The organism is Affinundibacterium danionis (assembly GCF_042432465.1).
GTDB classification, from domain to species: Bacteria; Pseudomonadota; Gammaproteobacteria; order Burkholderiales; family Burkholderiaceae_D; genus Undibacterium; species Undibacterium danionis.
In genome coordinates, this window is the sequence record NZ_JBHLXJ010000005.1 from 83269 (window position 1) to 98027 (window position 14759).

General features: G+C 46.0%; 11 protein-coding genes and 1 other RNA gene. 6 read left to right on the forward strand and 6 right to left on the reverse strand.

The features are described from left to right. Positions 1 to 156 precede the first annotated feature (156 nt). The 3 genes from ACFFJH_RS05550 to ACFFJH_RS05560 all read left to right on the forward strand — a co-directional run bounded on the left by ACFFJH_RS05550 (position 157) and on the right by ACFFJH_RS05560 (position 2610). On the forward strand, positions 157 to 807 hold the full coding sequence (locus tag ACFFJH_RS05550) for a protein-L-isoaspartate O-methyltransferase family protein (RefSeq protein WP_390210709.1): 651 nt from the start codon (positions 157 to 159) through the stop codon (positions 805 to 807). Between the two features lie 42 nt (positions 808 to 849). Continuing rightward, on the forward strand, positions 850 to 1173 hold the full coding sequence (locus ACFFJH_RS05555) for a rhodanese-like domain-containing protein (RefSeq protein ID WP_390210711.1): 324 nt from the start codon (positions 850 to 852) through the stop codon (positions 1171 to 1173). A gap of 117 nt (positions 1174 to 1290) precedes the next feature. Continuing rightward, positions 1291 to 2610: a TolC family outer membrane protein gene (locus tag ACFFJH_RS05560; RefSeq protein WP_390210712.1), complete on the forward strand. Its 1320-nt coding sequence runs from the start codon at positions 1291 to 1293 to the stop codon at positions 2608 to 2610. 66 nt (positions 2611 to 2676) lie between these two features. Here the strand turns inward: ACFFJH_RS05560 and ACFFJH_RS05565 are convergent, their stop codons facing one another. Beyond that, on the reverse strand, positions 2677 to 5166 hold the full coding sequence (locus tag ACFFJH_RS05565) for an adenosylcobalamin-dependent ribonucleoside-diphosphate reductase (RefSeq protein ID WP_390210714.1): 2490 nt from the start codon (positions 5164 to 5166) through the stop codon (positions 2677 to 2679). A 489-nt stretch (positions 5167 to 5655) separates the two neighbouring features. Here ACFFJH_RS05565 and ACFFJH_RS05570 point away from each other — a divergent pair, with 489 nt between their 5' ends. Beyond that, positions 5656 to 6048 (forward strand): FeoA family protein, encoded by a 393-nt coding sequence (locus tag ACFFJH_RS05570; RefSeq protein ID WP_390210715.1) that lies wholly within the window; start codon positions 5656 to 5658, stop codon positions 6046 to 6048. Beyond that, positions 6045 to 7943 (forward strand): ferrous iron transporter B, encoded by a 1899-nt coding sequence (feoB, locus tag ACFFJH_RS05575; protein ID WP_390210716.1) that lies wholly within the window; start codon positions 6045 to 6047, stop codon positions 7941 to 7943. The genes ACFFJH_RS05570 and feoB overlap by 4 nt, the downstream gene beginning before the upstream one ends. Positions 7944 to 7965: 22 nt before the next feature. Here feoB and ACFFJH_RS05580 read toward each other — a convergent pair whose 3' ends face one another. From ACFFJH_RS05580 to ompA, 5 genes are all read right to left on the reverse strand, one after another. Further along, positions 7966 to 8385: an SRPBCC family protein gene (locus ACFFJH_RS05580; protein ID WP_390210718.1), complete on the reverse strand. Its 420-nt coding sequence runs from the start codon at positions 8383 to 8385 to the stop codon at positions 7966 to 7968. Between the two features lie 297 nt (positions 8386 to 8682). After that, positions 8683 to 9042: a transfer-messenger RNA gene (gene ssrA, locus ACFFJH_RS05585) on the reverse strand. An 81-nt stretch (positions 9043 to 9123) separates the two neighbouring features. Further along, positions 9124 to 9801 carry an HAD family hydrolase gene (locus ACFFJH_RS05590; RefSeq protein WP_390210720.1) on the reverse strand — a complete coding sequence of 226 codons (678 nt, stop codon included), beginning with the start codon at positions 9799 to 9801 and terminating at the stop codon, positions 9124 to 9126. Further along, a complete protein-coding gene (ubiG, locus tag ACFFJH_RS05595; RefSeq protein ID WP_390210722.1) occupies positions 9798 to 10523 on the reverse strand; it encodes a bifunctional 2-polyprenyl-6-hydroxyphenol methylase/3-demethylubiquinol 3-O-methyltransferase UbiG in 726 nt (241 codons plus the stop codon). The genes ACFFJH_RS05590 and ubiG overlap by 4 nt, the downstream gene beginning before the upstream one ends. Positions 10524 to 10722: 199 nt before the next feature. Then, positions 10723 to 11397, reverse strand: a complete 675-nt coding sequence (gene ompA, locus ACFFJH_RS05600; protein ID WP_390210724.1) for an outer membrane protein OmpA — start codon at positions 11395 to 11397, stop codon at positions 10723 to 10725. A gap of 636 nt (positions 11398 to 12033) precedes the next feature. Between ompA and gyrA the strand changes: the two genes are divergently transcribed. Further along, positions 12034 to 14667 (forward strand): DNA gyrase subunit A, encoded by a 2634-nt coding sequence (gene gyrA / locus ACFFJH_RS05605; RefSeq protein ID WP_390210726.1) that lies wholly within the window; start codon positions 12034 to 12036, stop codon positions 14665 to 14667. The last annotated feature ends 92 nt before the right edge of the window (positions 14668 to 14759 follow it).

A 14759-nucleotide genomic window follows, 5' to 3' on the forward strand; every position in this document is an offset into this window, starting at 1 on the left:
TTGGCAAATATTGATGTAAACGCTTCTTTTCATTGCGTGCTTTGATAAAATGCAGTTTCTTTTTAGGGTTGAGTTTGAATAATTTGATGGTAGAAGCAATGCCCGAGAAAAATTCAGCAGCGCCTTTGACAACTAATGCAAATGAGTAAATTGACCATGAATATCGAACATGCACGTTTTAACATGATAGAGCAACAAATTCGACCAACTAATGTTAGTTCGCCAGAAGTGTTGGAATTGCTCAGTATTGTAAAACGTGAAGACTTCTTCCCTGCAGCACAAAAAAGTTTAGCTTTCTTCGATACAAGTTTACCTTTGGTTGCTGGAATCGTTTCTTTGACACCAAAATTGGAAGCGCGGATTGTGCAAGATGTCGCTGCAAAAAAGACCGACTCGGTGCTGGTGATTGATGCTGATTCAGGTTATTTGGCAGCCATGTTGGCTTATCAGGCGCGTCATGTGACGGTGATGGAAGCAGTACCCGAAGTTCGTGAATTGGCACAAAATAATATGACGAAAAATGGCGTTCGTAATGTTGATGTGCAATGGGGCGACGCGATGCAGGCAGGTAGTTTTGCTGCATTTGATGTGATCGTTGTGACAGGCTCATTAGAGTCAGTGCCGCAATCTCTGCAAGATCAACTCAATGTCGGTGGTCGTTTATTTGTCGTCGTTGGTAGCGAGCCAGTGATGACGGCACAGCTGATTACTCGCGAGTCTGAGTTATTCTTTAACACACAAAAATTATTCGAAACGTCGATTCCGCGTTTATCTCAGGTGGCGCCAGCATCGACATTTAGCCTGTAATTTCTTTGAATTAAGTTCGTCGTTTCGGTAGAAAAAATACTTATGCAACATATCACTGCACCCGAGTTAGCACAATGGTTAGCCGATTCTTCAAAAAAAGCGCCATTTTTACTGGATGTCCGGGAACCTTGGGAGTATGAAACTTGTCATATTCCCGAGTCGCAGCTCGTACCTATGCATACAGTGCCCTTGAAGTTTGAGCAGTTAGATCGTGAAGCTACGATTATTTGTATTTGTCATCATGGTGGTCGCAGTATGCAAGTAGCACATTTCCTAGAGAGAAATGGCTTTGATCAAGTTGTTAATTTGACCGGTGGAGTACATGCGTGGGCATTGCAGGTTGATACCTCGATGGCTACATATTAGGGCAGTCTTTAGTGGTGCTGAAGACGCCCGCATTTGATGTATTGACTTCATTTGTTGGTATCTGCTGATAGGTAGAACATCATTTGAAGTGATATTTAATTTTTTTCGGAGCATTTTATGCGTAAATCTATTATCGCTAGTGTTATCGCGACCGCGTTTCTTTCCTTTAACGCCGGCGCCAGCGATTTGCTGCAAATCTACAAAGAAGCTTTAGTGAATGATGCTCAATTTAGTGCGGCACGCGCTTCAAAATTGGCTGGGCAAGAGCGTTCCGTACAAGGGCGTTCAGCTTTATTGCCACGCGTGGGACTGACAGGTTCAGTCAGTAAATCTCGTTCTGAATTTGATCCAGATGTAGGCGCGACGGTAAAGAGCACGACTAATGGCAATACTATGACTTTGTCCTTGAGTCAGCCTTTGTTCAACTTGGGCGCATGGGAAAGCTATGAGCAATCAAAATTGTCAGTGATCGCTAGCGACATTCAATTTGCAGGCGCGCAACAAGACTTGATGTTACGTGTTAGCCAAGCTTATTTTGATGTCTTGGCAGCGGAAAATACTTTAAAAACTCTGCAAGCGCAAAAGGTCGCGGTTGCTGAGCAATTGGCCTCTGCTAAGCGTAATTTTGAAGTCGGTACACAAACCATCACCGATACGCATGAAGCACAGTCTCAATATGATTTGATCACGGCACAAGAATTAGCTGGTCAAGGTGATCTAGATGTAAAACGTGCCGCGTTGCGCCAAATTATTGGTAAAGATGCTGGCGATCTCGCGAAATTGAAGGATGGTGTGCAATTGACCGCGCCAGTGCCGGCTCAGATTACTGACTGGGTAGACAGTGCGGAGAAACAAAATTTCGCGGTAACCTCTTCTCAAGTTGGATTGGAAGTCGCTCAACGTGAAATTAAGAAGAGTCGTTCTGGTCATTTACCAACCATAGATTTGTCAGCAAGTACAGGTCGTAGTACTGCTAGCCTAGGCGGATCAACACCTTCAGGTGTCTCCAAACCATCAAGCATCGGTGTTTCAGTCAATATTCCGATCTTTGCAGGTTTTGGCACAGACAGTAAAGTGCGTGAGTCCATTGCTTTAGAAGACAAAGCGCGCAATGACTTAGAAACAGCACGTCGTAATGCAGCGCAGGCAGCACGCCAATCTTACATCGGCGTGGTGAGTGGATTAGCGCAGATCAAAGCATTTGAAGCCGCGGAAATCTCTAGTCAATCTGCATTGGATTCAACTAAACTGGGCTATCAAGTAGGTGTGCGTATTAACATCGACGTTTTGAATGCACAACAAAAACTGTCAAACACACGTCAAAGTTTAGCTAAGGCACGTTATGACTCGATCATGAGCGGTCTGCGTTTGAAAGCAGCGGCAGGTACTTTGAAAGAAGCTGATTTGGCTGAAGTGAATGCCTTGTTGACGCAATAAATTGCTTTAATATGAGTTCAATAAAAAACCCGCTAACAGCGGGTTTTTTATTGCCGGCAGAATGGCCTATCCGCAAGCACCCACATATCCGCAAGAGACGCAGCGCGAGCAGCCGTCGATCTTTTGGAGTGCGTAAGCGCCGCAGTCAGGGCATTTTTTTCCTGTTGCTGTGTAAGTCATGGGTGCCGATTCGACTTCATAGGCCAGATCATCCATGCCATAAGCAAGCTGTTTGTTTTTGAATTTTTCGGCTAATACGACGATAGGGACTTGATTGCCGCCCGCATCTAAGAAGCCGCGTTTCATCAGTATGCGTTGTAAAGAATAGCCAATCGCTGCTACTTCGGATTCATGAAAGAGCGGTGCTTGCGTGCCGTCGTCTTTGGTGATCATGCCGCAGCGCACCGTGCCTTTGTCCCATACGACTTCACGCATATCGGCTAAGGCTTTGGCGATAGAGCCGCCTGAACGTGCCGCCATCGACAGCAAACGCATGCTGGCGGAAATCCATTGCTGACCATCGTTCTTTTGACCCGCTGGCATGAAGAATTCAAACGGTCTTTCTATCGTCGCCAGTTCGCCGCCAACCATGCCTTGGATGTGAATGAAGCTAACAGTCAGATAGACCGTTTTCTTGCCTTCATAGGTCATGTACTGGACTTTTGAAGTGACCGATTCGAGGTCGCCAAATGGACGTCCGTCGAATTGTTTTCGTAGTAGATCATCATCGGGTACTGCTTTTGCAAGCGGTGCTACGGTTTCAGTACTGACTGATAAGACGCTACCGAGTATATTATTGGGGCGATAGGTAGCTAGACCTTTGAGGCCAGCACGCCAGGCGTCCATATAGAGATTTTGAAAATCAGCATAAGGATAGTCAGCAGGCACGTTAACCGTTTTTGAAATGGCGGAGTCGACGTAAGGCTGTACCGCTTGCAGCATCAGCATATGATCGTTCGCCGACATATTTAACGCAGTAACGAACGCGGGTGGTAACTTATGATCGTCTGATACATCATTACCTAAATGTCGATACAGTCGCCATGCGTGATCGGCCACTTCATAGATTTTGCTATCGCCCACTGCCATGCGTTTTTTGCGATTGTAAACCCAGGAAAAAGCGGGTTCGATGCCGTTGGAAGCGTTGTCAGCAAAGGCTAAAGTAATCGTTCCAGTCGGTGCAATTGAGAGCAGGTGAGAATTACGCAAACCATATTGCGCGATTTGCTGACGTAAATTTTCGGGTAAACGTTTTGCAAAAGCGCCTTGTAAATATTGCGTACTATCAAATAAGGGAAATGCGCCTTTTTCTTTGGCGAGTTCAACCGAGGCTTGATACGAGGTATCTCGCATGATCTCCGCAACTTGAGTCGCAAATGCACGTCCTTCCACAGAGTCGTAACGTAAGCCCAACATGACTAAAACGCTACCCAAACCTAAGAAACCTAATCCCACGCGACGTTTGGACATCGCCTCATCTTGTTGTTGCGGCAGCGGCCAAGCGGTCGCATCTAGGACATTGTCTAGCATGCGAGTAGCGACCTGAATTACTTCTTGAAATGCGGCAAAATCAAAGCTGGCTTGTTCTGTAAATGAGGCTCTGGCAAAGCGCGTTAAATTGATAGAACCCAAGCAGCAGCAGCCATAGTCGGGGAGGGGCTGTTCACCACAGGGATTGGTCGCCTCGATGGTTTCGCAATAGTACAAATTATTTTCCGCATTAATGCGAGATAAAAATAAGATGCCCGGTTCAGCGTGATCATAAGTGGATTTCATGACTTCATCCCACAAGTCACGTGCCTTCACGGTTTGGTATACCCATAGGCCTTGCTCATTTTGATACGCGCCGTTTTGTTTTTTGTCGTCGCTAGGTTCGGCTTTGTGAGTTAATACAAAGTCGCCATCGTTGGCAACCGCGTTCATAAAGGCATCAGTGACGCCAATGGAAATATTGAAATTTGTGAGTCCACCTTGATCTTTGGCATGGATAAATTCGAGAATGTCTGGGTGATCGCAACGCAATACCCCCATCTGCGCACCGCGTCTAGCACCAGCTGATTCGACCGTAGAGCAAGATGCATTAAATACTTGCATGAAGGAGACGGGGCCAGAAGCGCGTGATCGGGTGCCGCGCACCAAGGCGTCTTTCGGGCGTATGGTTGAAAAGTCGTAACCAACGCCACCACCACGGCGCATGGTTTCTGCTGCATCTGACAGCGCTGTATAGATGCCGGGTTTGCCGTCGGTAGTGCTAGAGACTGAATCGCCAACTGGCTGTACAAAACAGTTAATCAGGGTAGCGTGCAAATCCATACCAGCGGCGGAATTAATTCTGCCCGCAGGTACAAAACCGTTCTTCTGTGCCCAAAGAAATTTTTCTTCGTAGTAGGCTTGGAAATCGGGCGACTCAACGCTGGATAAGGCTTTGGCAACACGTGCTTGGACGTCATGGATGCTTGTTTCTTCGCCTTTTGCGTACTTTTCCAGAAGGACGTCTAGGGAAATTTCTTGGGGGGACATATCGGTTAATCCTAGGATTTTGTCGTTGGCATTCATGCTAAATTTTTTCGTAGTAGGAAGTGAGGGACGATGCTTTGCAGCAGAAATGATGATTCATTATAGCCCTCCGCACAGCTTTTTCCTTGACTCTTCTCAATTAGAAATTAATGAAATTTAGACAAACTATTATCATGCTGATTTGAACCGATAAATTGAAGAAGCATTTTTTTTGTGGCTATATATTTGGTGTTGTTGGAGTGTTGTTGGAGTGTTATTGGAGTGTTATTTTGGATGGCTCTATTAGCTATGAAGTTAGCTAATAGATGTCGATAGATAGATGAAATCAAGATCAGAAACCATACTTTGGGCTGGATTACGCCATTGATTGATGTAAGTTAAAGAATTTGACCCTGCAACTTGCTTGACTTTGATTTACTTAAGAATGATTCTCGTTTATAGTTTTGTCTTGAAACAAGTTACTTTTTATTCTCTTTATCCCCTGTTGGTTTCTATTAGTTTTTATTAATCTCGATTCTGACTCGCACTATGAACTCCATAAATATTGATATGGCAACACCAGCAAATGCCAGTTCGGCCGTTTCATCTTCTAGCTCAGTTGGATCACGACAAGCGCAGCCTTTGAGCCAATCCCTTGAGGTGCGCACGCTGGCCAATATTTCGATAGGAGAAAAGTGTGTAGTGCGCCAACTGCTCGCATCGACTAGTGTGCCTGAGTGGTTGACCCAACTAGAAGACATAGGATTTATAGCTGGCGAGCCAGTAACACTGATGGCGCGCGGCGCGTTTGGTGGTGATCCTTTAGTTGTTCGAATCGGACTGTCAACTTTTGCATTACGCAAAGCCGAAGCGGCTTGTGTATTAGTGGACGTTGCCAAGCAGGTGGTTGACGAGGATTTACAAAATAAGGTTGCTGCATGAAACAAGTTAAACCTGCAGTCGTACATTTTCATGCGAGTGGCCCCTTAATTGCCCTAGTCGGTAATCCAAATTGCGGGAAAACAGCTTTATTTAATCTACTCACCGATAGTAAACAAAAAGTTGCGAATTACGCTGGCGTGACCGTTGAGCGTAAAGAAGGGCGTTTTCAAACCAGCGCGGGTAAGACTATGCGTGTGCTGGATTTGCCTGGCACCTACAGTTTGCACCCGCGTTCTCCTGACGAGCGTGTCACTCACGATGTTTTATACGGTAATGCAGTCGGTGAAAAACGGCCTGACTACGTCGTGTGCGTAGTCGATGCAACGAATCTGCGCCGCAGTTTGCGCTTAGTCATCGCGGTGCAGCGCCTTGGTATTCCTTGTATGGTTGCGCTGAATATGACGGACATGGCGGAACAGCGTGGCCTGCATATCGATGAGCAAGCATTGGCGCGTGAATTGGGTATTCCGGTGGTGCGCACAGTCGGTATCAAACAAGGCGGTGATGTCGCTTTAAAAACCATGTTGAATGATATTCAATCCTTGAATCAACATGTACATTTGGATGACAGTGATCCGGCCATTCAATCACATACCGACTTGGATCACGAACGCGTGCGTCAGATTCTAAGTAAGTTGGGTCTGGATGAAATCGTTCCACATAATGCCAGCGACAAGATCGACCGTGTCGTGTTGCATCCTGTGTTGGGACCTACGCTGTTAGCCATCATTTTGTTTTTGGTATTTCAGGCGGTATTCTCGTGGGCCACCGTGCCTATGGATTTGATTAAAGAAGGAACCGAATGGTTAGGCGCTAGTGTTTCTCATTTGCTGCCTGAAAGTTGGTTACAAAGCTTGATCGTGAATGGCATTATTGCTGGCGCGGGTGGTGTGATCGTGTTCTTGCCACAAATTTTGATTTTGTTCTTTTTTATTTTGATATTGGAAGAGTCCGGTTACTTGCCGCGCGCAGCTTTCTTGCTGGATCGCTTGATGGGAGGCGTGGGCTTGTCGGGGCGTTCTTTCATTCCTTTGTTATCCAGTTTTGCCTGTGCCATTCCCGGCATTATGGCGGCACGCACGATTGCCAATCCACGCGATCGTATGGTGACGATTATGATCGCGCCTTTGATGACCTGTTCTGCACGTTTGCCCGTGTATGCTTTATTGATCGGTGCGTTTATTCCTCAGCGTGATGTGTGGGGTATTTTTGAATTGCAAGGCTTGGTGCTGTTCGCGTTATATGGCGCAGGCATTATCGGCGCATTGGCGGTCGCTTGGGTCTTGAAGCGTTTTACGGCGCAGAGTCAAATTCGTACTTTGATGATGGAATTGCCGAGTTATCACCTGCCAACGGTTCGCAATGTGTTGCTAGGTTTAAAGCAGCGGGTGGTGATCTTTATGAGCCGTGTCGGCGGTATCATTTTGATGTTGACGATTGCTTTGTGGTTTCTTGCTAGTTATCCTGGCGCACCTGCTGGTGCAACCGGAATGCCGATTGAATATAGTTTTGCCGGTTACATTGGTAAAGCGCTGGCGGTGGTGTTTGAGCCTATCGGTTTTAACTGGCAAATCAGTGTTGCCTTGGTTCCTGGTATGGCAGCACGTGAAGTGGCAGTTAGCTCATTAGGAACGGTGTACGCTTTAGCGGCAGCAGGTAGTGACACAGCCGAAGCCTTAGCACCTTTGATTGCACAACAATGGAGTCTTGCGACCGCGCTATCTTTGTTGGCTTGGTATGTATTTGCACCGCAATGCCTGTCGACGATAGCGACCGTTAAGCGCGAGACTGGTGGTTGGAAAATGCCTATGATCATGTTGGGCTATTTATTTGCACTAGCCTATTTGGCGTCCTTTATCACTTATCGTATCGCACTTGCCTGTGGTTTGGGTTAGTAAGCATAAGTACTGCCTTCATCTAAATAAGCTGGGCGAGTTTGTCTAAAATACCCGTCCAGCCTTGCATCACACTGGCTTCATAATCGCTCCAAACACCCTCGTGTGTCAGATGTAAAACACAGCCAAGTTCAGTCTTTTGGATGTTAACTGTGACATAGGTGGCTAGAAAAGGATGCCCACCAAAACTAAAACGTAGTTGTCGCGGTCGGTCGATCGTCAAATACTCACCACGATGTTCTGCATCTATCCCGTCTCTCGTTTCGATAATGCAAAATTTGCCGCCAACACGCGCGTCAATTTCTACTGTTTTCATGACGCCAGTAGGCGTTACAAATAAAAATTTGCCTGCTTTTTGTGGGTCTAGCCAAGCATCAAAAACTGTTTCCGCAGAAGCCTTAAATTCGCGCGATACTTCTACTATGCAGGTGGTTTTGTCCATGACGGCCTCCTTTTAAACGTTCTTTGAAATCTACTTTTATTTATTGTAAATTTAAGATCTGATAAAAGGAATCGATTGAAAATATAAAGATTGCTACAAATCATCAATTTATTTATGCCTGATATTGCATCGCATGAGTCCGGTGATGCAGCAATTGACTTGCATCAATTGGGTATATATTTAAGATGATCTAGACAAGGGTTGAAAGATCAATAAAAAATTTGTAGGCTTCTTTGGGCAATATAGAATAAGTCTAAAAAAAATCCATCCGAGATGATCGAATGGATTTTTGTATTTTGGTGGAGTCGGCGGGAATCGAACCCGCGTCCAGAAGCACTCTACAGACAGTTCTACATACTTAGTGCTGCCATTTAATTTAATCTTGACGACGCGGACGCACACGCTGCGGCAAAACGAGTTACCTATTATTTAGTCTCAAGCTAAGTAACCCAACTTAAGACGATTCCCTATAAATGACTCTATGCTGTTGCCAGCCCACCCTAGGGAAGAAGTGGTTAAGAGTTAGCGAGCGATTAAGCTGCTAATGCGTACGAATTATCGTTTGCAGTTATATAGTTCTGATTGTATTTACGAGGTAGTCAGGCCTCGGTATGCCCTGCTCTGCTTTGCAACCCCTGTCGAAACCAGGTCGACCCCAAAGCGATGCTAAGTATACTCTATATGAAGCGAGTGCTCCAAGTTTCAAGTACTAATTCGATAGATAAATTCAAGCCCTCACTATGCCGTTTGCGTTTGCAATACCTTGGCGCGCACTAGTTCTAGTAATTCTAAGGGGGAATCAAGTACGGCATTGGCTTTCCAATGGGTTGGCTCCGTTGCTCCACAATAACCCCAAGCTGCAGCAATGCTGGTCATCCCAGCCGCTTGGGCAGCTTGAATATCGCGTAAATCATCGCCGACATACCAACATTCAGATGGCAGAACTTGAATTCTACGCGCTGCTTCTAAGAGTGGCTCTGGATGTGGTTTGGCATGAGGTGTCGTATCGCCAGAAATAACGCAGGCTGCATTGGCTAATTCGAGTTGTGGAATCAAAGGATTGGTAAATCGTTCGGCTTTATTGGTAATGATGCCCCATGTGACGTTTAAGGCTTCCAGTCCTCTGAGTAATTCTTTGACACCTGAAAAAATTTGGCTGTGTACCGCAATCGCTGATTCATAATTTTCCAAAAACTCGATACGCATTGCTTCGTAGTCCGAGTGTTCCGGTGTAATTTGAAACCCTGCACCTAGCAGGCCGCGTGCACCAGCTGAGGCAAATGGCCGCAGGCTGAGATAGGGGGCGGCGTCTAAGCCCCGTTTGATGCGCATGACATTGACTGCGGCGGCTAAATCAGGCGCGGTATCAGCAAGGGTGCCATCTAAGTCAAATAGGACTGCTTTGGGTGTAATCATAGTGGGCGAGTACAGGCGACTAAATAATTGACGCTCGTATCTTGATTGAGCGAGTAAATTTTTGTGATTGGGTTGTAGCTCATGCCTTTCATGGCATCGACGATCAGCCCAGCATTGCGGATGTCCTGAGTCAATTCGGCTGGCGTGATGAATTTTTCGTAATCATGGGTTCCCTTGGGGAGCATCTGTAGTAAATACTCAGCGCCAATGATGGCGAACAGATAGGCTTTGGGATTGCGATTAATTGTGGAGAAAAACACTTTTCCACCGGGTTTAACCAATTTCGTGCAAGCGCGGATCACCGATGCTGGATTCGGAACATGTTCTAGCATTTCCATGCAAGTTACGACGTTATATTGCTCGGGCTCACGTTCTGCCATGTTTTCGGCAGCGATATTCTCGTAGCGAACTTGCACACCGGATTCTAAGCTGTGTAAATCGGCTACCTTTAATGCTTTTTCTGATAGGTCAATGCCCGTCACATCAGCTTTTTTCTTCGCCATTGATTCAGCCAAAATGCCGCCGCCACAGCCTATGTCAATGACCTTTTTGCCGGCCAGTGACGCTACATTATTGATCCACTCCAGCCTTAATGGGTTGATCTCATGTAGAGGTTTAAATTCTGAGCTGGGATCCCACCACCGATGTGCTAGATCGCTGAATTTTTGAATTTCGGAAGGATCAACATTGGCGCTTGCATTGTCGGGGAGGGTAGTAGACATATTTATTGGAAATGTTGAGAAAGTATATGCAAACAAGTGATAGAGAGGCTTGGACTGAATCTAAAAAACAGACGTCATTTTAAAGTAAATGGGGATGAAAATTAACTCCACCAGTGCCGGGCATGAAAGAAATCTTAACTTTCTTGATCGACCATAAAAAAACCCGCCGAAGCGGGTTTTTTGTCAGTAATTTTAAAAATTACTTAGTGATAGTGCGTGTACCAACCACTTCGATTTCAACGCGGCGGTTTTTAGCGCGACCTTCTTTAGTTTTGTTATCAGCAACTGGTTGTTTTTCGCCTTTACCTTCGGAGAAAACACGTTTTGCATCGATGCCACGGCTGATGATGTAAGCTTTTACGGCTTCAGAGCGGCGTACTGACAATTTTTGATTGTATTCGTCGGTACCAACAGAATCAGTATGACCTACTGCAACGATGACTTCCAAATTCACGTCTTTTAATTTGGATGTCATGTCATCCAATTTAACTTTAGCTTCTGGTTTCAAGATTGCTTTGTCAAAGTCAAAGAACGCATCGGCTGCAAAAGTGACTTTTTCAGAGGTTGGAACTGGTGCCGCTGCTTGTACAGGAGCTGGTGGTGGCGGTGGTGGCGCAACAGGTGCTGGTGGGGCAACTGGCGCTGGTGGTGCTGGAGGCGCGAGCGGTAAATCACAACCTGCTACTGCATCAGCTGGGGTGTAATACCCTGTGCGCCAGCATAAACCGAATGGGTCACGAACGATGATACCGCGCGCATCTTGTACGTAGGCGCTGTATGGTGTGTTCGCTTTGATGTCAGTGATAGTTTGAGCAGATGCCGAAAATGCGGCAACAGCACTAGCTGCGATGGCGAGCTTGACTAAAAGTTTCATATTTTTTCCCTCGGTTGAGAATATTCGCAGAGAACTGCGTTAAAAGATGCAAAAGTGCAAATGCAAAGTACATAAAAATAGAATTTTAACACGTGCTCGATGACATGACTATGACAAGCACCGTGCTGTAAAGAAATTTTTCAATTGTCTTGTGCAATGCGGTGAATTGATTCTGCCATAAGTTGACTTCGCAGCATTGAAATGAATTCGAGTGCAAACTCGGTATTGATCTCTTTTGTCTTTTTCTGGCAACAAGATAAATATCTTTCTTGAATCTTTCAGGCTTGTGGTGTTTTTAGTAAATAAAGTGAAAGTTGTTGGTCGCGCATTTCCGGATTTTAAAAGATCTCGTTTCGGGTGAGTTTATGCACTATTGTGGCAGTTTATAAAAACGATGGTAGAGAAGGGGAGCCGTGCTAAAATGAGCAGTTGAATACTAAATGTTGCCGTAGTTGTGATCGCTGAATAGATAGAGATGTCGCGATGTCACTATTTTGATGGTGAGTTTAGTTAATAGATTATCGATGTTAATAGATGTAGGTCTTCCGCCAGCCTCGTGCTGGCTTGTTATTTTAACCAAGCTTACTGCTGATTTTTTAAGCAAATATTTAAGCAATTAGACAAGTCTGACCGCCAATGGATCAATTCGCAAAAGAAACACTCCCGATTTCCCTTGAAGAAGAAATGCGCAAGAGCTACCTTGATTACGCCATGAGCGTGATCGTAGGTCGTGCTTTGCCGGATGTGCGTGATGGTTTAAAGCCTGTGCATAGACGCGTTTTGTTCGCGATGCATGAAATGAATAACGTCTACAACCGCCCATTCGTCAAATGTGCGCGTGTGGTCGGTGAAGTTATGGGTAAGTATCACCCGCATGGCGATGCTTCTATTTACGATACCTTGGTGCGTATGGCGCAGGACTTTTCCTTGCGTTACACGCTGGTTGATGGTCAGGGTAACTTTGGTTCGGTCGATGGCGATAACGCTGCGGCGATGCGTTATACCGAGTGCCGCTTGGACAAGATCGCAAATGAAATTTTGGCAGACATCGACAAAGAAACAGTCGATTTCGTGCCTAACTATGACGGTAAAGAAAAAGAACCATCGGTTTTGCCAACCCGTATTCCGAATCTGTTGATCAACGGTTCTTCCGGTATTGCGGTTGGTATGGCGACCAATATTCCGCCACACAATATTACAGAAATCATCAATGGCGCTTTGCATGTATTGCGTAACCCAGAATGCACGATTGATGAATTGATCGAAATTATTCCTGCACCAGATTTTCCAACTGCAGGTTTGATTTACGGCGTATCCGGTGTGCGTGATGGCTACCGTACTGGCCGTGGTCGTGTGGTGATGCGCGCCAAGACGCACTTTGAAGAATTTGGTAAAGAAGGTCGTACCGCAATCATCGTTGATGAGTTGCCGTACCAAGTGAATAAAAAATCCTTGTTGGAGCGTATCGCTGAAAACGTTCGCGATAAAAAGCTCGAAGGTATCTCTGATATTCGCGATGAATCCGATAAGTCGGGTATGCGCGTTGTGATCGAATTGAAGCGCGGTGAAGTTCCTGAAGTCGTCTTGAATAACTTGTACAAACAAACGCAATTGCAAGATACGTTTGGTATGAATATGGTGGCCTTGGTCAATGGTCAACCGAAGTTGTTGAACTTGAAACAAATGCTCGAATGCTTCTTGTCGCATCGTCGCGAAGTGGTCACACGCCGCACCGTATTTGAATTGCGCAAAGCGCGTGATCGTGGTCATGTGTTGGAAGGTTTGGCAGTTGCCTTGGCAAATATCGATGATTTCATCGCGATTATTAAAGCAGCACCAACGCCACCGATTGCAAAACAAGAATTAATGACGCGCGCTTGGGATAGCTCTATGGTGCGTGAAATGTTGACGCGCACAGCGGCTGATAATCCTGGCGGTATCGAAGCATTCCGCCCTGAGAGTTTGCCTAAGCACTATGGCATCCAGCCAGATGGTTTGTACAAATTGTCTGACGACCAAGCGCAAGAGATCTTGCAAATGCGTTTGCAACGCTTGACCGGTTTGGAACAAGATAAGATCGTTAATGAATATAAAGATGTGATGGCAGAGATCGCTGATCTCTTGGATATTTTGTCTAAACCAGAACGCGTCACTGTCATCATTACCGATGAAATGACAGCCTGCATGAACGAATACGGCATTGGCAATAAAGATGCACGTCGTTCCGAAATCGTCTTGAATGCGACTGATTTAGAAACCGAAGATTTGATTACCCCTGTCGATATGGTTGTCACCTTATCGCACACAGGCTATATGAAGTCACAACCATTGTCCGAATACCGTGCTCAAAAACGCGGTGGACGCGGTAAGCAAGCCGCAGCGACAAAAGACGACGATTGGATCGAACAACTCTTCGTCGCGAATACCCACGATTACATCTTATGCTTCTCTAACCGTGGCCGTATGTACTGGTTGAAAGTGTATGAAGTGCCGCAAGGTTCACGTAATTCACGTGGTAAGCCGATTGTGAATATGTTCCCATTGCAAGAGGGCGAAAAGATCACGGTGATCTTGCCATTGTCTGGCGATAATCGCAGCTTCCCTGAAGACCATTATGTCTTCATGTCGACCAGTCTTGGTACTGTGAAGAAGACGCCATTGACTGATTTTAGTAATCCTCGTAAGGCGGGCATTATTGCTGTTGATCTGGATGAAGGTGACTTCTTGATTGGTGCTGCTTTGACCGATGGTAAGCACGACGTGATGCTGTTCTCTGATGCAGGCAAGGCAGTGCGGTTTGATGAGAACGATGTGCGTCCTATGGGGCGTACAGCACGCGGTGTGCGCGGTATGAATCTGGAAGAAGGTCAACAAGTCATCGCCTTGTTGGTCGCCGAAAATGAACAGCAATCCGTCTTGACCGCGACAGAGAACGGCTTCGGCAAACGCACGCCAATTACAGAATACACACGTCATGGCCGCGGCACCAAAGGCATGATTGCCATCCAAACTTCAGAACGTAACGGTAAAGTCGTTGCCGCGACCTTGGTCGAACCAACTGATGAAATCATGTTGATTACCACCGGTGGCGTGTTGATCCGTACCCGTGTTTCTGAAATTCGTGAAATGGGTCGCGCAACACAAGGCGTGACTTTGATCGCGGTGGAAGATGGTACGAAACTTTCTGGTTTGCAGCGTATTGTGGAGACGGATGCTGATCCAGAAGTTGAAGGTGGTGATGCAAGCGGTGACGCAGCTGTCGAAGAATAATCGTAGGGTGGGCACGGTGTATGTGCCCACGCGTTACGCTTAAATTACTTCGGAAAATGTTGAAATAAATCTCCGGCGTTTGCCGGACACGT

Coding starts and splice junctions, on each gene's coding strand:
- ACFFJH_RS05550 (WP_390210709.1), top strand. CDS start 157: ATGAATATCGAACATGCACGTTTTAACATGATAGAGCAACAAATTCGA.
- ACFFJH_RS05555 (WP_390210711.1), top strand. CDS start 850: ATGCAACATATCACTGCACCCGAGTTAGCACAATGGTTAGCCGATTCT.
- ACFFJH_RS05560 (WP_390210712.1), top strand. CDS start 1,291: ATGCGTAAATCTATTATCGCTAGTGTTATCGCGACCGCGTTTCTTTCC.
- ACFFJH_RS05565 (WP_390210714.1), bottom strand. CDS start 5,166: ATGAATGCCAACGACAAAATCCTAGGATTAACCGATATGTCCCCCCAA.
- ACFFJH_RS05570 (WP_390210715.1), top strand. CDS start 5,656: ATGAACTCCATAAATATTGATATGGCAACACCAGCAAATGCCAGTTCG.
- feoB (WP_390210716.1), top strand. CDS start 6,045: ATGAAACAAGTTAAACCTGCAGTCGTACATTTTCATGCGAGTGGCCCC.
- ACFFJH_RS05580 (WP_390210718.1), bottom strand. CDS start 8,385: ATGGACAAAACCACCTGCATAGTAGAAGTATCGCGCGAATTTAAGGCT.
- ACFFJH_RS05590 (WP_390210720.1), bottom strand. CDS start 9,801: ATGATTACACCCAAAGCAGTCCTATTTGACTTAGATGGCACCCTTGCT.
- ubiG (WP_390210722.1), bottom strand. CDS start 10,523: ATGTCTACTACCCTCCCCGACAATGCAAGCGCCAATGTTGATCCTTCC.
- ompA (WP_390210724.1), bottom strand. CDS start 11,397: ATGAAACTTTTAGTCAAGCTCGCCATCGCAGCTAGTGCTGTTGCCGCA.
- gyrA (WP_390210726.1), top strand. CDS start 12,034: ATGGATCAATTCGCAAAAGAAACACTCCCGATTTCCCTTGAAGAAGAA.